Raw genomic sequence first — 21,173 nt, forward strand, 5'->3', positions numbered from 1 at the left:
AACGCCAAGCGTATAGGGAAATATTTACAGCGTTTTTGCAGTAAAGCATACTATTGTGCTTATCCAAGGTTCGGGTTAATCAATACCGCGCACTCAATACTATAAAGCAGGCGCAAAGATAAACCACCTGCGAACAAGCAACGTAAGGTAGAATACCCATTTCATTACCAACGTAGTTTGAGCAATAATAACTATGGCGCATATTAATTTAGATTTTACGCAAAAAGTGGTTATCGATACCGCGCAGCAGCCTTGGGTCGACAGCCCACTGGCCGGCGTTACCCGCAAAATATTATCCCGCGAAGGCGCTGAAAGTGGCCACGCCACCAGCATAGTACGATACGCCGCTAACTCCTATTTCAAGCCTCATCATCATCCCATGGGCGAAGAAATTTTTGTACTTGAAGGCGTATTCTCCGATGAAAACGGCGACTATCCCGCCGGCACCTATCTGCGTAACCCGCCCGGCAGCTCACATCAGCCTTTTAGTAAAGAGGGTTGCGTAATTTTTGTAAAACTAAACCAATTTTTAGCCGATGATTTAACCAGCGTGCGGGTGAATACTAATGAAACACCTTGGTTAGCTGGGCAAGGTGGCTTGCAAGTAATGCCATTACATCAACACGATGTTGAGCACACCGCGTTAGTAAAATGGCCAGCAGGTGAGCAATTTGTGCCCCATCGTCACTTTGGCGGCGAAGAGATATTGGTGCTTAGCGGCGAGTTTTGTGATGAATACGCGCGATACCCAAGCGGCACGTGGCTGCGTAGTCCACATATGAGTGAGCATCATCCCTATGTTGAGCAAGAAACCGTTATTTTGGTGAAGGTCGGGCATTTGGGCACTGCTACTCAATAACAAAGATTAAGCGCTGTAATATACCCATGCAACCTCCAGATGCTTATCCAGCAAGTATTGCTTTTTGGATAAACCCTATTAAGGCGATCACAATTTAAGTCCCTTTCGAGCTAAATCAGCCTAATCCTCTTTCTAAATGCCAGTAGCTTATTGTATTTAAAATCATTATGCATACACTGGCTAGCATCTTGTTTCATCAAAATAATCTCTTTGCATAAATCAGAGTAGGCTCTATCACGTGGAAGTATCTGAATCTCTCGTACAAGAATTGGCGCCGGATCAAGCCTCAATTAATGCCGCAAAAAAATTACTTAAGCCCGGTAAGTGGCCGGCTTTAGGTCAAGCCGCAGATGTGAATACTATTTGGGGTGAGTGCCAAGGCTCAGGCTCAACGCCTTATTACACCATGGCTGATGTGTCTGATCACGGCTACAAATGCACTTGCCCGTCTCGTAAGTTTCCTTGTAAGCATGTATTAGCTTTGTTTTGGCAGTTTTCTGATTTACCCGACAACTTTACTAAAACCACGCCACCAGAATGGGTGAATGATTGGTTAGGCCGCCGCCGACGCAGCAGCGCTAAAGTGAGTGAGAGTGACGCCGCTGCAAAAGGCAATCACTCAACTGCCGCGACGAACGAGAAAAAATCAACCGCTCAAGTATCACTTAACCAAACAGTAACCGAATCGCCATTAAGTGAAGCAGCACAGGCTAAGCGCGAAGCAGATAAAGTCATGCGCGCGATGAAAAATCGCGAAAAAACGCGTGCCAGCGTGCAACAAGGTTTGGCTGAACTGCAACAATGGATTAATGACCAGCTAAGTAACGGCATTATTCGATTTTTAAAAGACAGCCAGGGTAAATGTCGACAAATTGCCGCACGCTTAGTGGACGCAAAAGCCGCGAATTTGGCCGCGCGCGTTGACGAACTCCCCGCCAGAATACTGGCTCGCCCACTGCAACAACAACCTAATGCAGTATTACAAGAATTGGCTAAGTTGGCGTTGCTCACTGAAGCTTGGCTAACCAACCCTGATGATATTGACGTACATCGCGCGGTGATAGCCAGTGAAAGCCGCGAGCAGTTAATCAATGCATTGAGCAATGAAACAAGCGATGAACCTAGCCATGAAGTAAACAGCATTAGTGACGCTGTAACTGGCTTGTTGCCACAAAAAGTAACCGGCACTTGGCAAGTCATCGGCGAAAAGTCTGAAATGCGTCGCAATGGTTTGCTAGCATCCCTGCGTTGGATTGTACGTTTGCCTGAGGAGGCAGAGGGATATCATGTTTCTCAGCCTGAGAATCTTACTTTAGCGTTACTATTAGATTACTTACCCGTATCCAGTGGCAGCAGTCAAATCAAAACTGCCATGGGCAAGCAAATCAAGGGGGATGTAATTTTTTACCCCAGCCGAGTCCCCTATCGTGCCATTTTGGGTGAGCATCAATATCTAACGATCTGTGACACCCCTTTAACAACCGACAATGGCGAGTCTCATCAAAATAAACCAGCCCTTAGCTGGCGCGATCACTTTTTAAGCCAACATCAACAGCAGCCTTGGACGCATGAAGTGCCCTTTATGGCGGCTTCGGGCCGTGTTAGCCAAGACGACGCTGGCCAATACTGGTGGCATAGTGATGTCAGTAATGAATCTGTGCTATTGATAAACCCAGATCTTGAACCTTTGGTGTTAGGTAGCCAGCTACGCTCAGCTTTGATGTTACTTGATGGACAATTCGCTGAGCTGATAAGTGTGGACACTGAAAAATGGGGAATGATTGCATGTCTGTAGTAAACAGTAGCGCCTCGCACAACACGAACGAAATAGAGCAAGCACTCCACCAAGGCGAGCAATTAGCAAAAAAATGGTTAGTGGGTCATGGCCAAATTCAGTTAGACGATTTGCCAAACAGCTGGCATGGGCAATTAGCACAACTAGAGCCAGCACAACTCAATTTGCATGGCTTGATTTTAACCCAGCAGCAGCAATTGGTAATGCAATATCAACAACCGCCCAAGGGCCTAATCGCTGCGCCAGACTTACCCGAACTTGATTTCCCCTGTATTGCCCCTTCATTGCGGCCATTGTTTAAGCGAGTCTTAGCTCAATGTAAGCAGCAGTTAAATGCTGGTCATTTACCAGTATTAAACTTACTTTCTAGCCGGCAAGTGTGCGCGCATCCCAACGACTGGATGCCAACCAAACACTCTAACACCACACCAAGCCTTTATATGCCTTGGTTATATTGGTCGAATAAACAAATCAACAAATGGCAAGGGCAACCCACTAGTGAGCTAGACCCACAGGCTTGGGCCGAGCTATTCCCCGCAGAGAAGCGAGAGCGGCTAACGCAACTGCGCCATAGCGACCCCATGTTAGCAGGTCAATTAATTCAGCAAATAGCGCAAACTGAGTTAGCGGAAAAACGCCTGCAGCTCTATCAAATACTGAGCGTCAATCTCAGCGCTCATGACCAACCTATTTTGCAAGCTTGCTTGACGGATAAATCAAAAAAAGTAGTGACACTCGCTAAGCAATTACTGGCTCGATTAGGTTGCTACATTGAAGACGAACAAATGCAGCAACAGGCTCAAGAATTAGCGCAGTGGTACCAGATAAAATCCAAAGGCTTGCTAAAGCACACTACCCTAGTGGAGCCTGTGCCATTAAAGAACAAAAAGCAACAGGCCCTACGCACCGAGTTTATTGCTGAAGTATCCTTACCCGCTTTGGCCAGCGCGCTTAACATTTCGTTAGCACAATTGTGCCAGGGTTGGCAATTTGACCAACAACGCGAACAAGACAATCTTGGTTTTATCCGCAACGTATTTGATTCACTGCCCGAGCCCGAGCTGGACATATTTATCACCCGTTGCTGTGATGAGCTAAGTGCCGACGGTGTATTTTGGCATGTGTTAAACGCCATTCAATTACGGTCTTCAACGCACGCCGCTGCCGCCGTGTTATATCAGCTACTCGACAAACGCACCCTGCAGTTAAGCTTTGCCAGCTGGCTTTCGTTAATCGATGCCCCTTTAGCAAAGCTGAACTGGCTACAATTTAGCAGCTGCCATGCATGGGCTGAGCTGCAACAAGAAATCAAACAAGAGCTTAAGGAAAAACATTACCTTGAGCACTATCACAACGAGGCAGAGTTACGTGCTCTGGGATTAGTTTTACCGCCAGAGGTCGCGCAGCGTGTCTATGATGAGCTGATCGCGCTGGGCATGATGGCTGCCGATCCTATGTTAGACGCACTTAAACTCAATATTGGGCTTGGCTTAGCGCAAACCCAAAATTCAAGGAATTTATCATGAGTGACACCCTTCGCTTACCCGTTGAGCAAACCTACCAACACGAACTTGACGCTTTAAAAGCCGAAGATACAGGCAACAAGCCTTATAACTGGGCATTATCCCCACAAGCAGTGGTGACCTATTTAGTGGGCGGTGAAACGCCATCAGGTGTCGAAATTTCGGCAAAATATATTGGCCAACGCCGCATCATTGAAACTGCTGTTGCTACCTTAGCCACCGATCGCGCTTTGTTACTATTAGGGGTTCCGGGCACTGCAAAGTCGTGGGTGTCGGAGCATTTAAGCGCCGCGATCTGTGGTTGCAGCACACAAGTGATCCAATGTACTGCAGGCACCGATGAAAATCAGATCCGCTACGGCTGGAACTACGCGCAACTGTTAGCTCATGGTCCAAGTAAAGCAGCGCTAGTCGCCACACCACTGTTTCGCGCTATGCAAGCAGGTAACTTATGCCGTTTAGAAGAACTAACCCGAATGGGCTCGGATGTACAAGATACCTTGATCACCGTGTTGTCAGAAAAAATGCTGCCTATTCCTGAGCTTAATGATGCCATCTTCGCGCAACGGGGCTTTAATATTATCGCCACAGCCAACAACCGCGATAAGGGAGTCAATGAGCTTTCATCAGCATTAAAGCGTCGCTTTAACGTGGTTGTGCTGCCCTTACCTGACTCTGTAGAACAAGAAGTCGCCATTATTAACAAACGCGTTGCCGAAATGGGTAAATCCCTTGATTTACCTGTACCGAAAAACACCGCCGCCGAAATAGAAAAAGTCGTCGCTATTTTCCGCGAGCTAAGAGGGGGAGAAACCCTTGATGGTAAACTTACCTTAAAAACCACTTCCGGTAATTTATCGACCGCGGAAGCCATTGCCGTGATGGTCGGCGGGCTTAGTCAAGCAAACTGGTTTAACCAAGGCCAATTAAGTGCGGCAGAGATCAGCCAAAATTTACTCGGCGCGATTGTAAAAGATCCGGTACAAGATCGCGCCGTGTTAGAAGAATACCTTGAAACCGTGCTGAAAAAACGCAAAGGGTTTGAAGACTATTACCATCACTTAAATCAGGTGTTATAAGGTTAGCTGATGGCACTTTCTGATATTCACTATTTTGGTATTCGCCACCATGGCCCAGGCTCAAGTAAACGGTTGTTGGCCGCCTTAGATCAATTGCAACCCACGCGTTTGCTTATTGAAGGGCCAGCCGACTGTGGCCAACTACTTCCTTTGCTTGCCCACCAGCAAATGAAGCCACCGGTAGCATTACTTAGCTACGTGGTAGAGCAAGCCGAAAGCAGTATTTTTTACCCCTTCGCTGAGTATTCTCCTGAATATCAAGCTTGTTTATGGGCGCGGCAACATCAAGTGCCCGTTGAGTTTATTGACTTGCCCATTGCGGTGCGCCTAGCGCAGATGCAAGTTGAGTTAGCGCCACTTCAAGCAGATGAAGCCCTAGGCGAAGCAAACGACAGCACTGATCAACCTGAGCCAAATTCCGAACTCGATGAAGATTTATCGGCTTTGCTGCGCGATCCCATTGCCGCACTCGCCCACATAGGCGGATACCAAGATGCGGAGGCTTGGTGGAACGACTTAATTGAACAAAACCGTGATGACAACTTGGCTATTTTTGCACAAGTCGAACTCGCAATGACGGCACTCCGTGACCCCATTTCCCAAGACTCGCCCGCGCTTGTGCAAGACCATTTGCGTGAAGCATTTATGCGTTTAGAGATCGCCAAAGCAGCAAAAACAGAAGATGGCCAGATAGCAGTCATTTGTGGTGCTTGGCATGTACCCGCTCTAAAAGCCAAACACGCGGCAAAAGATGATCGCGCTTTGGTTAAAACCTTACCCAAAAAACTCGCCGCCAGTAAATATAAATCAACTTGGATCCCATGGACCTCATCTCGATTAGCCAGCCAAACAGGTTATGGTGCGGGCGTGAGTGCGCCGATGTGGTATCAACACCTTTGGCAACATCGCGACAATGAAGATCATATAGCACCTTGGCTGGTGGCCATTGCCGAGCAGTTACGTAAGCAAGGCGCCATCATTTCAACTGCGTCAGTGATTGAGGCGCAGCGACTATGTCAGAGCTTAGCCGCCGTGCGCGAACGACCTCAAGCCAGTTTTGAAGAAATTATCGATGCAGTGATCAGTTGCCTATGTTTCGGCGAGCAGGCTCAGTGGCAACAAGTCAGCGATAGCGTGTTACTGGGGCATCAAGTTGGCCAGATCCCTGATGATACTGAGCTGGCGCCGCTGCTGGAAGACTTACAAAGATTACAAAAAAAATACAAACTCAAGCCGGAAGCGCTTGGACGAGAGCATGCCTTAGATTTACGTAGCGAGATTGGCCAGAATAAATCGGTATTACTGCACCGGTTGCAACTGCTTGAAGTACCTTGGGGCAAATTGCTCAGCGCAGGGAGCAGTCGCGGCACCTTTAGGGAAAAGTGGTTATTAGTTTGGCAACCCGAATACGCCATCAAGCTAGTTGAAAATATTGTTCACGGCAGCACCATTGAACAAGCGGCGAATAATAAAGTGATGGCCACTCTCGCCCAAGAGTCTCACTTAGCCAAGCTGGCACAATTAGTACATGGTTGTTTAACGGCAGAGTTAACCACTGCTACAGCGTTTGGTTTAAATCAGTTAACCTTACGCGCAGGCCATGTCAGTGATTGTCACGATTTACTCACCAGTATTGCCCCACTTATAGACATCAGCCGCTACGGTACTGCTCGGACCATGTCACTGGCACAAATTGATGATCTAACAGAACGCTTAGCCGTTCAAGCGGCGCTGGCATTGCCTTATGCTTGTCGTAATTTAAACGATGAAGAAACTTTGCACTATCGCGATAACATCAGTCAGGCTCATCGCGCATTAGTGCTGCATTTAGAGGCTGGGGATACACTCGCACTATGGTGGAAAGCCATTGAAACTATTGTACATAGTGACCAATCAAGCTTGTTATTAGTGGGGTTGTGCGCACGCTTATTGTATCAAGCTGAAAAGTTAAATCGTGAACAACTCAGTTTAATGCTTAATAGAATGCTCTCGCCTGCTTTACCTCCTGCTCAAGCGGCGCGATTTTTCGATGGTTTTTTCAGCGATGCCGTCGATCAACTCTTATATGACTCTGTGTTACTCAACGCAATAAACACTTGGCTACTACAACTGGAGGAAACGAATTTTATTGAGTTTTTACCTTTGTTCCGCCGTGTTTTTTCAAGCCTAGATACGATGGAGCGAAAACGGCTATTCGACACGCTATTTAATTATCGATTGCAAGGTGAAACCCTGCAAACGTTAGACATGACTCAACTCGATCGTTGGCAACATCAGCTACTGCAATTGACGAAACTCGCCCGCCGCGATAAGGATTGGCTTGCATGAACGATAATACAAATACGCCCCATCCAGACGAGTCTGGTAAGCAGCAAATAATTGAGCAGCCTGATGAAAAATCGCGCCGTTGGCGCTTAGCTTTAGGCGTCGATGATGAGCAACAACAGGCGCTGAGTGAACGCGACCAACGCCTGTCTGGCGCATTGTCTGCCTTGTACGGCGAAGACCCGCAAAAAAGTAGTGGCCGAGGTAGCTTAGGACGTTCAGCGCCGAAAGTATCAAAATGGTTAGGCGATATTCGCGAATTCTTCCCAGCACCAGTGGTTCAGGTAGTACAACGGGATGCCTTTGAGCGCTTAGGCCTAAAAGAAATGTTGATGGAGCCTGAGTTTCTTGCCGCCATTGAAGCAGATGTTCACTTGATTGCGGACTTAATCAGCTTGCGCTCGGTGATGCCTGAAAAAACCATCGACACTGCGCGCCAAGTGATTGAAAAAGTGGTCAATGAATTGCTGGCTAAATTAGAGCAAAAGACCAGCGAAGCGATTCGAGGCGCGGTCAATAAGTCGAAACGCAGCTTTCGACCTCGCTTTAATGATATCGACTGGCACCGCACCATTCATGCTAATCTGCGCCATTATCAGCGTGAATATAACACTGTAGTACCAGAAAAATTGATTGGATTTATGCGCCAACAGCGTCGTCTCGCCGATTTAGATGAGGTTATTTTGTGCGTTGACCAATCAGGCTCGATGGCAACGTCTGTGGTTTATAGCTCAATTTTTGCCGCAGTAATGGCATCAATACCGGCGGTCAAAACCAAATTGATTTGTTTTGACACCAGCATTGTTGATTTAACCGAAGAGTTAGCCGATCCGGTGAGTGTATTATTTGGCGTACAATTAGGTGGTGGCACCGACATTAACCAAGCCATTGCCTATTGTGAAAATCAGATTGAACAGCCAAGTAAAACCCATTTGCTACTGATCTCCGATTTATATGAAGGCGGCAATGAAACAGAGTTAAAGCAACGTATTGCACAGTTAATAAAGCAAGATGTTAACGTGATAACCCTGCTAGCACTGAGTGACGACGGTCGCCCTGCATACGATGCTGAAATGGCCAGCGAGTTTGCAACATTAGGCAGTCCGGTGTTTGCCTGCACTCCTGATCAGTTTCCTGATTTAATGGCCACAGCCTTAAAGCGTGAAGATGTGCTGGCTTGGGCTGCTGATCAAGATATTAAAGCCATTAGACCGACTGAATAAAAGTGATGATGGATAGCGGTGCGACAGCCAACGTGCCGCTATTGTTAACCAGTTAAGCTTAAGTATTAATCATTGATCTTTTTAACTCGCCCAACATCACCACTTTCTAATCGTACCTTTATGCCATGAGGGTGATTCGCTGAGTTAGTCAAAATATCTTTAACCACTCCATCGGTCAGCTTGCCGCTGCGTTGATCTTGTTTTAGCACTATCGACACGGACAAACCTTTTTTAATATCAGACCGATTAGTTCCATTCATTTCTTTTTATTCCCATTGTGTATTTTGAAGCGGCAGTGTGCCTGAAGCCCACTACCTGGGTCAACAATGCTGCAAGTCAGTGACAATGCCCCCTTGAGACTATTTGGCGTTTTTAAAAGATAGGAGAATTTCCCTTTCGGCTTAAGAAATCGTTAAGAAAACAGGGGAATACTCATCTGGCTCAAACCGCTAATGTTTATTTATTAGTTACTTTTATTAGGAGTTACCCATGTTAACGAGATTTAAAAACATCCCCTTTATTGCCCTTGCGTTCGTCGCCAGCGCCAGTTATGCCGATCCACAATGTAGTCAAGCACCAGAATCTGATTGGATCCCATTTGATACCGCCAAACAACAGTTAGTTGACGAAGGTTATACGATCAAAAAATTCAAAAAAACCGATACTGGCTGTTATGAACTTTACGGTAAAGACAGCCAAGGTGAGCGCGTTGAAATTTATTTCGATCCAACCAACATGCAAGTGATTAAAGAGGAGCGTGGCTAATGGAAAATAGTCCTTCACAACCTATTTGGGATATGGTCGTCAGACTCACTCACTGGGGGGTAGCAGGGTTATTTTTTGCTAACTTTTTCTTCACCGAAGAAGGCAGCGACATCCATGAATGGGTTGGTTATAGTTTAGTCGCCTTGGTTGTGGTGCGGTTGTGCTGGGGACTCATTACCGACTCTCCGGCTCGTTTATCACGCTTTTTTCCCTCTGTCACAGCAGCCATTGAGCACTTAAAAGAGGTTAAACAAACCAAGCAGGATACCCATCAAGGACATAATCCAGCTGGCGCGCTAATGGTTTGGTTTATTTGGCTCAATCTATTGCTGATAAGCTTATCTGGTTGGGCCATGGGAACAGATGCGTTTTGGGGTGAAGACTGGGTGAAAGAAGTTCATGAGTTTTTCGTCAACCTGACTATGCTAGCTGTTTGTGGCCACGTTTTTGCCGTGTTTGCCATGACCAAAATAACCAAAAATAATTACCTTAAAGGGATAATTAAAGGTCATCGCTAACTCATTATCCGCCGCCTGCAGGTAGCAATCTGCTCAGGCGGTGCATCATATTCTCCTATCATCACGCAACTAACTTAGGTCGCCTCATTTATCACTTATTGGTCAATGAAATTATTTTTTCCTGCTATGCTCTTTATTATCTTTATAGTATTACGTTTTGTGCATTTAGCTGTCGCGCAACAATTGCAATCCATTAACATAGTTAGGAATTAATTATGAATTTGTATCGTATCGTGTACGCCAGCACCCTCTCTGAATCGTTTAGCAGTCAAGATATTGAACATATTCTAGCGTCTTCTCGGCGCAACAATAAAAAGCAGGATGTGTCGGGTATGCTTTTATTTAGCCATCGTTATTTTCTGCAATGTTTAGAAGGATCGAGAGATAACATTAATCAAACATATCAGCGTATTTTAAGTGACGAACGCCATTGTCGAGTAACTATTGTCAGCTATGAAAATGTTACACAGCGTGAGTTTTGCGCTTGGTCAATGGGCTATGTGCCTGAATCTCATTTAACAAGAGAGCTGCTGTTTAAGTTCTCGGCTTCAGCAACCTTTGACCCTTATACTCTATCTAACGTCAGCGCATTGGCGTTATTAAAAAGTTTACATGGAACCGTTATTTAGAATAAAGCTTGGCAGTATCGATTAAGTAACCTGCCAAGAATGTTCAACAAGCAAGGTTTTTTGCTGAAAAATTTTACCCACAAACTGGTCGCCTACATTAAGTTTACCTACCCCTTGTGGTGTGCCTGTCATCAATAAATCGCTATCATTAAGGGTCATAAAACTGCTTACTTCTGCGACTATGTCTGCAGGCTTGTAGATCATTAAATCATAAGTGGCTAACTGAATCAGTTGCTCGTTAATATATAGCTCCATACGTAGCTCACTCACATCACCTTTAAACGGGACAAACTGGCTGAATACCGCTGATTTATCAAACGCTTTGGCTCGCTCCCAAGGAAGCCCTTTAGCCTTTAAAGAGGATTGTAGCGCCCTTTTCGTCAGGTCTAAACCAACACCCACTGCAAGTAATTGTCCAGACTGTAAAGCAAACGTTATTTCTGCTTCATAATGCACCTCATCATCGGCACTGGTACATAACTCCCTAGCAATAGCGGAGTTAGGTTTAACAAAGATCACGGGGTGATCTGGCGTTTCATTGCCCAACTCTTGGATATGTGCGACATAATTACGGCCAATACAAACGACTTTCGACGGATAAACTGTTTCGCCATCTACTAATACTCCATTCATGAACAACTCCTATGCTGATGTAACTTATACCCAATCAACCTAGAGATGCTTGGGTATAATCGATAAGCTCGCAAGATATCACCTTAAATCGATAGCAACAATGTCAAGCGTTAAGAGAATTGAGCACTAAAAACTCAACCTGTCTCAAGCAGTCTGTAGGAAAAAGCCCTGCAATCAGTAATGAAAGCAGGGCTATTGAATACTAACATTTAAAACGATTAGGCTAAGTCAAACCGATCGAGATCCATTACTTTAGTCCAGGCTGCGACAAAGTCTTCAACAAAGCGAAGATGTGAATCACTGCAGGCATAGACTTCGGCAATCGCGCGTAGTTGAGAGTTTGAGCCAAACACCAGATCAACTCGGCTACCTTGCCACACTACTTGACCACTATTACGATCATATCCCGTAAAGGTGTTTTCAGCCGCATCCACAGGTTTCCACTCAATGTTCATATCCAGTAAGTTGAGGAAAAAGTCATTACTTAACATGTCTTGCTGATGAGTAAAAACGCCAAGGGGCGATTGCTCGGTATTAATATTTAGTACGCGTAAGCCCCCCACTAACACTGTCATTTCTGGTGCCGTTAAGGTAAGGAGCTGGGCCTTGTCAAGTAACAGCTTTTCAGCAGGTACCGAATAGGCTTGTTTTAAATAATTTCTAAAACCATCTGCAATCGGCTCAAGCACAGCAAATGATTCAACATCGGTTTGCTGCTGTGACGCATCGGTACGTCCAGGTGTAAAAGGAACCGTGATGTCAACACCCGCGTTTTTAGCTGCTTGCTCAATGGCAACCGCGCCGCCAAGTACAATTAAATCCGCTAGGGAAACTTGTTTAGCGCTGGTTTGCTTTTGATTAAAGTCAGTTTGTATTGCTGTGAGCGCGGTGAGCACTTTAGTTAATTGCTGAGGTTGATTAACAGGCCAATCTTTTTGTGGCGCAAGACGAATGCGCGCACCGTTGGCACCACCACGCATATCTGAGCCGCGAAAGGTTGATGCCGAGGCCCACGCAGTGGTAACAAGCTCAGAAATTGATAATCCAGACGCCAGTATTTTTTTACTCAGTTGCGCAATGTCTTGATCATTAACCAGCGCATAAGTTTGCTCAGGGATCGGGTCTTGCCAGAGCATGGTTTCATCTGGTACTAAAGGCCCTAAAGCGCGAGATTTTGGCCCCATATCACGATGGGTCAGCTTATACCATGCGCGCGCAAATGCATCGGCAAGTTGCTCTGGGTGCTGGTGAAAACGTTTTGATATTTCTCTATAAATCGGGTCTTCGCGCAACGCAATGTCAGACGTTGCCATCATTGGGGCATGACGACGAGTAGGATCGTGAGCATCAGGTACACTACCCGCGCCCGCGCCATCTTTCGGGGCCCATTGCACCGCACCCGCTGGGCTTTTTACTTTTTCCCACTCATAACCGAATAACGTATCAAAATAACCATTATCCCAGACTATTGGATTGGGCGTCCAAGCGCCTTCAAGACCACTGGTTATAGTGTCAACCCCCTTACCCGTGCCTTGACTATTTTTCCATCCAAAGCCTTGTTCGGCTAATCCTGCAGCTTCAGGCTCTGGACCTACTTGTGCAGGATCACCCGCGCCATGGGTTTTACCAAAAGTATGGCCACCAGCGATTAAGGCAACGGTCTCTTCATCATTCATTGCCATGCGAGCAAATGTGTCGCGAATATCACGCGCTGAGCCAAGGGGATCAGGCTCACCATTTGGACCTTCTGGATTAACGTAGATAAGTCCCATTTGTACCGCTGCTAATGGATTTTCTAGCTCACGATCACCGTGATAACGTTTGTCATCTAACCAAGTGCCTTCGGTGCCCCAATAGATATCTTGCTCTGGCTCCCAAACATCTACTCGGCCACCAGCAAAACCAAATGTTTTAAAACCCATGGACTCTAAAGCGCAGTTACCAGCAAAAATCATTAGGTCGGCCCACGAAATTTTATTGCCATATTTTTGCTTAATGGGCCATAGCAAGCGTCGCGCTTTATCTAAATTACCATTATCTGGCCAGCTGTTTAACGGCGCAAAACGTTGTGAGCCAGAGCCCGCACCGCCACGACCATCTGCCGTGCGATAAGTGCCCGCACTGTGCCAAGCCATACGAATAAAGAATGGGCCATAATGGCCATAATCAGCAGGCCACCATGCTTGGGAATCGGTCATTAATGCATAAAGATCGGCTCGAAGTGCTTCGATATCTAAACTGTTAAATGCTTTGGCATAGTCAAATTCAGGATCCATCGGATTGGATAAAGAAGAATGCTGATGAAGAATGTTGAGATTAAGCTGGTTTGGCCACCAATCTTTATTTTGCGTACCGCCACCCGCGGCATGATTAAATGGACATTTACCTGATTCTGTCATTTACTGTCTCCCTCTCATAATATTGATTGTTCAGTCAGTTGCTTCGGTCTTCGTCGCATTTTACGTTGCGATAACAGCACCACATGCTAACGATGCAGTCTTCAACCTATTTCAAGTTAAGTACATGCTACGCTTACAAGTTTAGAATAGATCATTAATTATCTTTTAGTATTAAGCTGGCCGTCTCTGCTACCTCGGGATCAGCACATCAGCTCCTGCCAGCTTATTTATCATGGCCTCACCCGCAAGCCATTCTCCAAAACCTGCTTCAGTATGAAAATGACTGGCGCCTTTAAATAACACGCCCTGACTACCCCACTGGTCAACCATCCATAAGCTGCGCTCAAGTGCCGTATGATCGTCATTGTCGCTGTAGGCTAAAATAGTCGAAAATGGTAGCTGTTCTTTCGGTAACGGACGCTGTACTTGAATAGGCTTAATGGCAGAGTCTGCGTCAATATCCGCTGGCGCAACCAGTAAAGCGCCAATCACCTTACTGCCGTTTACATTGCTACCTTCATAAACGTTCGTTTTCGCATATTGTAAAGCCCATTGAGCGATGGCAACCGCACCGCAACTGTGCCCTACCAGAATGACATTACCTTCTATCTGGCTGACGGTGTTATTGACTCCCATGATCCATTGCTCTCGGACGGGGTTTTCCCAATTGTCTTGCTGCACCCGCACCACATTGCGGTATTTGTTTTCGATGATGGTTTGCCAATGTTGCGGCCCAGCATTGGTGTAACCAGGTACATTTACAATAGTGGTTGTTGTCATTTTTTATTCAACTCAAGTGGTTTCCTTAATAATCTATTGCACCATGCCACGGCTTACTAAGTAAACAAGCCAGCCAAAAAAGACTGGCTGCAAGTAACACAAGACTAAATGCCTTAAATAAATTAGGTTACTTTTTTGTTTAAGGTCAGTGAATACAAATCATGACGGCGATCTTTCATGGTGGTTACGCTGCCATGACTGTGTAAGGCTTTAAGCAAATCGAGATTGACATCCACAATGACGCTCATTTCTGAATTGGGTGTCGCTTCGGCTTTGATCCCGGTATTTGGGAACGCAAAGTCCGATGGTGTAAACAAAGCAGATTGTGCATATTGAATATCCATGTTGTTAACCTTAGCCAAGTTACCCACCGCACCAGCAATAGCCACGTAACACTCATTTTCAATCGCCCTAGCCATCGCGCAATGTCGCACACGGGTATAGCCATTTTGCGTGTCAGTCAAAAAGGGCACGAATAATATATTCATACCCTGATCTGCCAGTAGCCTTGCGTACTCTGGAAATTCAACATCGTAACAAATCATGATGCCAATTTTGCCGCAGTCGGTATCAAACACTCGGATATTTTGTCCACCCGTCATGATCCAGTTTCGGTCTTCTGACGGTGTGATATGTATTTTATCGTAGCGCTCCCATGTACCATCTCGGCGACATAAAAAGCCCGAGTTATAGAGCTCAGTGCCATTTAGAAATGGCATACTGCCAGTAATAATATTGATGTTGTACTTAATCGCAAATTCAACAAACTTGTCACGAATGGCTTCAGTAAACTCAGCCAATTTACGAATGGTTTCAGGAATACTTAAGTGATGAAACTGCGCCATTAATGGTGCATTAAACAACTCGGGGAATAGGATAAAATCACTTTCATAATCGGATACAGCGTCGACAAAGAATTCGGCTTGTTCAAATAAGTCTTCCAAGCCAGACATTTGTCGCATTTGCCATTGCACCAAGCCTAAACGCACCTCCGACTTTGGCGCATTAATCAGTTTAACCGAGCGGGTGTAGTAAATATTTGGCCACTCGATAAGCGTGGCGTATTCATGGGATTCAACGTCGCCGGCAAGGTAGTTTTGTAATAATTTCCGAACATGAAAATCATTTGCCAACTGAAAGCTTAAAACCGGATCGTGTATTTCTTTTACCTTAACTTTTTCAATGTATTCCTTAGCCGTCATTTTATCTGCAACTTTACTGTAACCTGGCATCCGACCGCCAGCCACAATCGCTCGTAAATTGAGGTTTTCGCATAATTCTTTACGGGCGCCATACAACCGCCGAGCTAAACGCATGCCTCGGTATTCTGGGTGAATAAAAACTTCAATGCCATATAACACATCGCCATCGGGGTCGTGGTGGGTAAACGTCATCTTTGAGGTAATTTCATCATAAGTATGATCATCACCAAATTTGCTGTAATTAATGATCAGTGAAAATGCGCACCCAACCACTTTACCGTCCACGCAAATACATATTTGACCTTTAGGGAAACGGGTGAGTAATGCATCTAAGGCTTTTTCATCCCATGCATTTAGCTCTTCTACAGGGTAAACGTCCGCGCATGCATTTCTTAGTTCTTCCATGTCAGCTTTGCTTAGATGACGCACTTCTATATGATTCGAACCCATGTTATTCCTTGACTTAAATAAAATAAATTGTCAGCTATAACCATATACTATTAAATTGAACAATAAAGTGAGTGATTGGTGATTATTTGCCCTTTCATGGATCTGACAATAAAAGCAGCTAAAGCTGAATAGGCATCTTCAAGTTGATTGGGTATAAACAACTTAGTCGATTATGTCATCGAGAGAGAATCAATATGGACTTAGAACTGGTCAAAAACGCACTGTCTTTTGTGCTATTTAACTATAGCGGTAGCCCTATCACAGTGGCTCAGTTAATGCTTGTACCTTGTTTACTCGTGTTGACTTGGTACTTAGTTAGCCGCTTAGGCAGACTGATCCGAAAAGCACTTCAAGCACGTAATGTTAGCCCTGATGCAGTGCATTTGTTTTCTCGAATTTATCTCGTGCTCACCATTACTATTTTAGTGATCACCAGTTTAGAGGTGCTTAATATTCCCCTCACAGCCTTTGCTTTCGTTTCGGGTGCGATTGCCATTGGCGTTGGCTTTGGCGCACAAAACATCATTAATAATTTCATCAGTGGCTGGATTTTAATGTGGGAGCGCCCCATTCGCATTGGTGATTTTCTCGAAGTGGGTGAAGCGCGCGGTGTGGTTGAGAGTATTAATACTCGCTCTACCCTGATCCGCCGTAATGATGGTGTGCATATGTTAGTGCCTAACAGCCAATTGCTTGAAAATACAGTGACAAACTGGACCTTGATTGATAATAACGCGCGCTCAACCGTTCGTGTCGGCGTCGCCTATGGCGAAGATGTGGTGTTAGTCGCCAAGCTGATACAACAAGTTTTGAATGAAAGAAAAGAAATTCTCAAGCAACCAGTCGCTTCGGTTATTTTTGAGGACTTTGGTGATAATGCTTTAATTTTTGACGCCGTGTTTTGGATTTGTGCCCATTCAGAAACCGATTTAAGGATGATTCGCAGTAATATCCGCTTTCGAATTTATGAGCTATTTAATGAACATAATATTGTCATTGCCTTCCCGCAACGTGATGTGCATTTAGATGGTCAATTAACCCTAAAGCAAGAAAAAGATTAGTTTTCGCTTTTTCGCCCACACAAAAAAACCGGCCGTATTTGGCCGGTTTGCATTGATAACTCATTAGTTAGGATTGCTTTTGTTTCAGCATTTGCCAGTATTTCTCATAAATCGCGTTAGCATCGCCAAGGTCGTTATGGAAGCTGCCTTTTTCAAGTACTTCAGCCGGTGGCACCACCATCGGATTATTACGTAGCTCTTCACTTAACAGCGGCACCGTTGCTTTGTTTGGTGTTGAGTAACCAATTTCCTCAATGATGATTTTGCCAATTTCTGGGCGCAATACAAAGTCGATAAACTTATGGGCACCTTCTACGTTGGCTGCGCCTTTTGGAATAACAAAGCTATCAACCCACAGCGTTGCGCCTTCTTCTGGGTAGATATATGCAACGGTATCCATTTCAACTTGTGCCATATAAGCTTCACCGTTCCACATCACGCCCATGGGCACATTGCCTTGGATCAGTGGACCTTTTGGTGAATCAGACAAGAATAGTTTTACATTTGGCAGTAAATCAACCAACAGCTCGTATGCTTGACGAATTTCATCTTCGTTACGGGTATTGTTTTCAAAACCTTTCACTTTTAATGCCATTAAAAAGATGTCACGGACATCGTCTAGCAATAAAATTTGACCTTTGTACTCAGGCTTCCATAAATCGGCCCACTTAGTAATAGTTTTGGGGTCAATTTCGTCAGTGTTAACGGTGATCGCCGTGCTGCCCCAAAGGTATGGCACACTGTATTGGTTATTAGGGTCATATGATTGATTAAGTAAGTTTGGCTCTAAGTTACCAAAATTTGTTAATTTAGATTTATCAATGGGCTGGATCAGATCGGCACGTTTCATACGCTCGATAAAAAACGTGGTCGGAATTGTAAGATCGTAACCTTTCCCTTTTAATAACTGTAACTTAGCAAACATTGACTCATTACTGTCAAACGTCGCCACTTCCACTTCAATGCCCGTTTCTTTAGTAAATTGCTTTAAAACGGTATCGGGAATGTAATCAGCCCAGTTGTATAACACTACTTTTTCAGCTGCTACTGCAGAAAAACTCATCAGCGTTGCCGCTGCAAGTGTTAACCATTTATTCATTTGTTTGTTCCTTTATACGCAAATGATTGCAAAAGTATATTTAAGCATCACTATTTACGCTTGTAGCGCAGTAATAGCTGTGAAATAACGATTAAGACTACCGAGCCAACAAACAGCAAGGTAGAAATGGCATTGACCTCTGGCGACACACCGACCCGCACCATGGAATACACTTTTAACGGTAATATTTCATAGCCCGGCCCGGTGACAAAGGCGCTAACAATCACATCATCAATTGATAAGGTGAAACTGAGTAACCAACCCGATGCCACTGCTGGCAAAATCATAGGCAGGATAATTTTGCTAAACACTTGCCACTCATTAGCGCCCAAATCGCGCGCGGCTTCGGTGACCGACATGTCTAAACCCTTAAGCCTTGAGAACACATTAATGATCACAAACGGTAAGCAAAAAGTAATGTGCGCTATCAATAAGGAAATATAGCCAAGCTCTATCCCTAAGGTGACAAATAAGATCAGCAGCGCAATGGCCATCACGATATCAGGCGTTAACATACTGACAAACACTAAAGACGATACTGCGCCTTTGCCGTAAAAACGATACCGCTGCAATGCCACCGCTGCTAACGTACCAATTACGGTGGCCGCAGTGGCACTGGTGATACCAACAACCAATGAGTGCCAAGCGGCTTGCATCAAGGCATCGTTTTCAAATAACTTTTCGTACCATTTAAAGGTAAACCCTTGCCATTTATTGCCATATCGTGAGCCATTTACCGAGTTCACCATTAAGACAAAAATCGGGCTGTAAACATAAAACAGCACTAAGCCAATAAAGCTTAATTTAAAAATCCGAGTCATTTATGCCCCCTTGACGGTTAGACAACTTAGTGGCTCGGTAATAAAGCCAGAGCATAAATGACAGCAGTAATATCATTAGTACACTTAGGGCTGCGCCAAACGGCCAGTCTCGGGTTTGAATAAATTGATTTTTTATCACGTTACCCAGTAATGCGTGTTTCGAGCCACCCAATAAATCGGCGACAAAAAACATGCCCATAGCTGGTAAAATCACCATCAAACTGCCCGCAACAATGCCCGGCAAGGTTAACGGCAAGGTGATGCGCCATAGCCGTTGCGCGGCGTTGGCACCTAAATCTTTGGCCGCATCCAATAAACGTAAGTCTAGTTTTTCCATCGCCGAATAAATCGGTAAGATCATAAACGGCAATAAGATGTAACTCAGACCAAAGATCACCGCAAACGGGGTGTACAATAAGTCTAACGGTTTATCAATCAGCCCTATCCCTAACATGGCATCGTTAATCAAACCTTTCTTACCCAGCAGGTATTGAATGGCATAGATACGCACTAACGAGTTAGTCCAAAAGGGTACGATTAATAAGAATAAGATGATCGGACGCCATTTACTTGGCAAGCTCATCAGACACATCACAAAAGGATAAGCAATTGCCAAACAAATACTTGCCGTGATCAGCGCCATCGACAATGAGTCCCACAGCAAACTTATAAAGCTTGGGTCAAACACGCTGCGCCAGCCATCAAGACTGAATTCAAAACGAATTAAAAAGTCTGGGTCGCGGGTTAAAAAGCTGGTGACTAATACCATTAAACTCGGCACTAATACGAACAGAGCCAACCAGCTAGTGGCAAGGCCTATCGCCCAGAACCGAAATTGATTAATTTGCATCTTCATACGGCAACACCACTTCCCAGCCTGTCGTCCATTGCAACGCTACTTTTTGTTCTAAGCGATAGTCAAAATCCGGATCATCTTCATCAAAAAATTCACTGGCGATCACTTTCGTCCCCGACGCTAAACGAATGTAAGAATCCAAGGTTTTACCTTTGTAATTACATTCATAAATTTGCCCTTCAACGTGCACCGTATTCAGGGCTAAATCAGGCTTAGTTAAACGCACATCTTCGGGGCGAAGTAGCACATGAACTTTGTCATTCGCGGCAAACGGATAATCGGTTTTCACTACCCAATCAGCGCCTTCGGCGATCACTTCTACGTGATCGTTATCAATGCGGCGCACCACATGGCCATCAAATTGATTAATTTCACCAATAAAACGGGCGACAAACAAATTGGCGGGATTCTCGTAGATTTCACGCGGTGTTCCTATTTGTTGCACTTTGCCTTTGTTAAGCACCACAATGCGATCTGACATAGACAAGGCTTCTTCTTGATCGTGCGTGACATAAACAAAAGTGATGTTCAATTGGCGTTGTAAGCGTTTTAGCTCAATTTGCATTTCTTGACGAAGTTTGTAGTCAAGGGCACTAAGGGACTCATCCAATAACAATAAACGTGGACGGTTAACCACCGCGCGAGCAATGGCAACACGCTGCTGTTGGCCGCCAGATAATTGATGCGGTTTACGCTGGGCAAAACTGTCAAGGCGCACCATGCGTAGGGCTTCATCGACACGAGTGTTGATTTCAGCTTTCGCTACCTTGTGCATTTTTAAGCCAAACGCAACATTTTCATATACCGTCATATGAGGAAATAAAGCATAGCTTTGAAACACAGTATTAACCGGACGCTGCTCAGCTTTAAGTACTGAAAGGTTTTGCTGATCGAGCATGACCGAGCCACAATCTTCTTGTTCAAAACCTGCAATAATGCGCAGTACCGTGGTTTTACCACAGCCTGAGGGGCCTAATAAGGTGAGGAACTCACCATCATAAATAGTGAGATCTAACGCGTCGAGCACCGTGTTGTCGGCAAACGTTTTACTGATCCCAGAGAGTTGCAAAAGAGGTTGATACTCAGTCACAGTCTATATTCCAAATGGGTAGCCATGTCGGTTATTCATTTCAAGATGAATAATGCCAATGGGCTG

19 protein-coding genes are annotated in these 21,173 nt (G+C 45.0%); 10 read left to right on the forward strand and 9 right to left on the reverse strand.

The genetic code is table 11. From position 1 onward, the window contains the following. Positions 1-193 precede the first annotated feature (193 nt). The 6 genes from K1M91_RS18625 to K1M91_RS18650 all read left to right on the forward strand — a co-directional run bounded on the left by K1M91_RS18625 (position 194) and on the right by K1M91_RS18650 (position 8,804). Positions 194-859 (forward strand): cupin domain-containing protein, encoded by a 666-nt coding sequence (locus tag K1M91_RS18625; RefSeq protein WP_232803767.1) that lies wholly within the window; start codon positions 194-196, stop codon positions 857-859. 238 nt (positions 860-1,097) lie between these two features. Continuing rightward, positions 1,098-2,654: an SWIM zinc finger family protein gene (locus tag K1M91_RS18630; protein ID WP_232803768.1), complete on the forward strand. Its 1,557-nt coding sequence runs from the start codon at positions 1,098-1,100 to the stop codon at positions 2,652-2,654. Then, positions 2,645-4,180, forward strand: coding sequence for a DUF5691 domain-containing protein (locus K1M91_RS18635; RefSeq protein ID WP_232803769.1), 1,536 nt, complete (start codon positions 2,645-2,647; stop codon positions 4,178-4,180). Before K1M91_RS18630 ends, K1M91_RS18635 begins: the two co-directional genes overlap by 10 nt. Further along, positions 4,177-5,256: an AAA family ATPase gene (locus K1M91_RS18640; RefSeq protein ID WP_232803770.1), complete on the forward strand. Its 1,080-nt coding sequence runs from the start codon at positions 4,177-4,179 to the stop codon at positions 5,254-5,256. The genes K1M91_RS18635 and K1M91_RS18640 overlap by 4 nt, the downstream gene beginning before the upstream one ends. A 9-nt stretch (positions 5,257-5,265) precedes the next feature. Then, positions 5,266-7,584, forward strand: coding sequence for a DUF5682 family protein (locus K1M91_RS18645; RefSeq protein WP_232803771.1), 2,319 nt, complete (start codon positions 5,266-5,268; stop codon positions 7,582-7,584). Continuing rightward, complete coding sequence (locus K1M91_RS18650; protein WP_232803772.1) at positions 7,581-8,804, forward strand: VWA domain-containing protein; 1,224 nt, start codon at positions 7,581-7,583, stop codon at positions 8,802-8,804. The genes K1M91_RS18645 and K1M91_RS18650 overlap by 4 nt, the downstream gene beginning before the upstream one ends. A gap of 65 nt (positions 8,805-8,869) precedes the next feature. Here K1M91_RS18650 and K1M91_RS18655 read toward each other — a convergent pair whose 3' ends face one another. Then, entirely contained in the window at positions 8,870-9,064 is a 195-nt protein-coding gene (locus tag K1M91_RS18655) for a YwbE family protein (RefSeq protein WP_232803773.1), read from the reverse strand. A gap of 229 nt (positions 9,065-9,293) precedes the next feature. Here K1M91_RS18655 and K1M91_RS18660 point away from each other — a divergent pair, with 229 nt between their 5' ends. The 3 genes from K1M91_RS18660 to K1M91_RS18670 all read left to right on the forward strand — a co-directional run bounded on the left by K1M91_RS18660 (position 9,294) and on the right by K1M91_RS18670 (position 10,716). Continuing rightward, on the forward strand, positions 9,294-9,569 hold the full coding sequence (locus tag K1M91_RS18660) for a PepSY domain-containing protein (RefSeq protein ID WP_232803774.1): 276 nt from the start codon (positions 9,294-9,296) through the stop codon (positions 9,567-9,569). Next, complete coding sequence (locus K1M91_RS18665) at positions 9,569-10,087, forward strand: cytochrome b/b6 domain-containing protein (RefSeq protein ID WP_232803775.1); 519 nt, start codon at positions 9,569-9,571, stop codon at positions 10,085-10,087. Before K1M91_RS18660 ends, K1M91_RS18665 begins: the two co-directional genes overlap by 1 nt. 215 nt (positions 10,088-10,302) lie before the next feature. Further along, positions 10,303-10,716, forward strand: coding sequence for a BLUF domain-containing protein (locus K1M91_RS18670; RefSeq protein WP_232803776.1), 414 nt, complete (start codon positions 10,303-10,305; stop codon positions 10,714-10,716). A gap of 21 nt (positions 10,717-10,737) precedes the next feature. On the opposite strand, the gene K1M91_RS18675 is transcribed toward K1M91_RS18670, so the two are convergent. The 4 genes from K1M91_RS18675 to K1M91_RS18690 all read right to left on the reverse strand — a co-directional run bounded on the left by K1M91_RS18675 (position 10,738) and on the right by K1M91_RS18690 (position 16,180). After that, positions 10,738-11,349 carry a fumarylacetoacetate hydrolase family protein gene (locus tag K1M91_RS18675; protein WP_232803777.1) on the reverse strand — a complete coding sequence of 204 codons (612 nt, stop codon included), beginning with the start codon at positions 11,347-11,349 and terminating at the stop codon, positions 10,738-10,740. Positions 11,350-11,567: 218 nt separating this feature from the next. Then, positions 11,568-13,748: a catalase/peroxidase HPI gene (katG, locus tag K1M91_RS18680; RefSeq protein ID WP_232803778.1), complete on the reverse strand. Its 2,181-nt coding sequence runs from the start codon at positions 13,746-13,748 to the stop codon at positions 11,568-11,570. A gap of 189 nt (positions 13,749-13,937) precedes the next feature. Continuing rightward, positions 13,938-14,528: an alpha/beta hydrolase gene (locus tag K1M91_RS18685; RefSeq protein ID WP_232803779.1), complete on the reverse strand. Its 591-nt coding sequence runs from the start codon at positions 14,526-14,528 to the stop codon at positions 13,938-13,940. A gap of 122 nt (positions 14,529-14,650) precedes the next feature. Next, complete coding sequence (locus K1M91_RS18690) at positions 14,651-16,180, reverse strand: bifunctional GNAT family N-acetyltransferase/carbon-nitrogen hydrolase family protein (protein WP_232803780.1); 1,530 nt, start codon at positions 16,178-16,180, stop codon at positions 14,651-14,653. Between the two features lie 194 nt (positions 16,181-16,374). Here K1M91_RS18690 and K1M91_RS18695 point away from each other — a divergent pair, with 194 nt between their 5' ends. After that, complete coding sequence (locus K1M91_RS18695; protein ID WP_232803781.1) at positions 16,375-17,241, forward strand: mechanosensitive ion channel domain-containing protein; 867 nt, start codon at positions 16,375-16,377, stop codon at positions 17,239-17,241. 67 nt (positions 17,242-17,308) lie between these two features. On the opposite strand, the gene K1M91_RS18700 is transcribed toward K1M91_RS18695, so the two are convergent. Genes K1M91_RS18700 through potA form a run of 4 tightly spaced genes read right to left on the reverse strand, consistent with a single transcriptional unit; the run spans position 17,309 to position 21,107 of the window. Continuing rightward, positions 17,309-18,340 carry an extracellular solute-binding protein gene (locus K1M91_RS18700; protein ID WP_232803782.1) on the reverse strand — a complete coding sequence of 344 codons (1,032 nt, stop codon included), beginning with the start codon at positions 18,338-18,340 and terminating at the stop codon, positions 17,309-17,311. Between the two features lie 50 nt (positions 18,341-18,390). After that, positions 18,391-19,161, reverse strand: coding sequence for a spermidine/putrescine ABC transporter permease PotC (gene potC / locus K1M91_RS18705; protein WP_232803783.1), 771 nt, complete (start codon positions 19,159-19,161; stop codon positions 18,391-18,393). Beyond that, entirely contained in the window at positions 19,145-20,017 is an 873-nt protein-coding gene (gene potB, locus K1M91_RS18710) for a spermidine/putrescine ABC transporter permease PotB (RefSeq protein ID WP_232803784.1), read from the reverse strand. Before potB ends, potC begins: the two co-directional genes overlap by 17 nt. Continuing rightward, a complete protein-coding gene (gene potA, locus K1M91_RS18715; RefSeq protein WP_232803785.1) occupies positions 20,001-21,107 on the reverse strand; it encodes a spermidine/putrescine ABC transporter ATP-binding protein PotA in 1,107 nt (368 codons plus the stop codon). Before potA ends, potB begins: the two co-directional genes overlap by 17 nt. Between the last annotated feature and the right edge of the window lie 66 nt (positions 21,108-21,173).

Source organism: Motilimonas sp. E26 (genome assembly GCF_021278025.1).
GTDB lineage: Bacteria > Pseudomonadota > Gammaproteobacteria > Enterobacterales > CBDFNC01 > Motilimonas.

Coding starts and splice junctions, on each gene's coding strand:
- K1M91_RS18625 (WP_232803767.1), top strand. CDS start 194: ATGGCGCATATTAATTTAGATTTTACGCAAAAAGTGGTTATCGATACC.
- K1M91_RS18635 (WP_232803769.1), top strand. CDS start 2,645: ATGTCTGTAGTAAACAGTAGCGCCTCGCACAACACGAACGAAATAGAG.
- K1M91_RS18640 (WP_232803770.1), top strand. CDS start 4,177: ATGAGTGACACCCTTCGCTTACCCGTTGAGCAAACCTACCAACACGAA.
- K1M91_RS18645 (WP_232803771.1), top strand. CDS start 5,266: ATGGCACTTTCTGATATTCACTATTTTGGTATTCGCCACCATGGCCCA.
- K1M91_RS18650 (WP_232803772.1), top strand. CDS start 7,581: ATGAACGATAATACAAATACGCCCCATCCAGACGAGTCTGGTAAGCAG.
- K1M91_RS18655 (WP_232803773.1), bottom strand. CDS start 9,064: ATGAATGGAACTAATCGGTCTGATATTAAAAAAGGTTTGTCCGTGTCG.
- K1M91_RS18660 (WP_232803774.1), top strand. CDS start 9,294: ATGTTAACGAGATTTAAAAACATCCCCTTTATTGCCCTTGCGTTCGTC.
- K1M91_RS18665 (WP_232803775.1), top strand. CDS start 9,569: ATGGAAAATAGTCCTTCACAACCTATTTGGGATATGGTCGTCAGACTC.
- K1M91_RS18670 (WP_232803776.1), top strand. CDS start 10,303: ATGAATTTGTATCGTATCGTGTACGCCAGCACCCTCTCTGAATCGTTT.
- K1M91_RS18675 (WP_232803777.1), bottom strand. CDS start 11,349: ATGAATGGAGTATTAGTAGATGGCGAAACAGTTTATCCGTCGAAAGTC.
- katG (WP_232803778.1), bottom strand. CDS start 13,748: ATGACAGAATCAGGTAAATGTCCATTTAATCATGCCGCGGGTGGCGGT.
- K1M91_RS18685 (WP_232803779.1), bottom strand. CDS start 14,528: ATGACAACAACCACTATTGTAAATGTACCTGGTTACACCAATGCTGGG.
- K1M91_RS18690 (WP_232803780.1), bottom strand. CDS start 16,180: ATGGGTTCGAATCATATAGAAGTGCGTCATCTAAGCAAAGCTGACATG.
- K1M91_RS18695 (WP_232803781.1), top strand. CDS start 16,375: ATGGACTTAGAACTGGTCAAAAACGCACTGTCTTTTGTGCTATTTAAC.
- K1M91_RS18700 (WP_232803782.1), bottom strand. CDS start 18,340: ATGAATAAATGGTTAACACTTGCAGCGGCAACGCTGATGAGTTTTTCT.
- potC (WP_232803783.1), bottom strand. CDS start 19,161: ATGACTCGGATTTTTAAATTAAGCTTTATTGGCTTAGTGCTGTTTTAT.
- potB (WP_232803784.1), bottom strand. CDS start 20,017: ATGAAGATGCAAATTAATCAATTTCGGTTCTGGGCGATAGGCCTTGCC.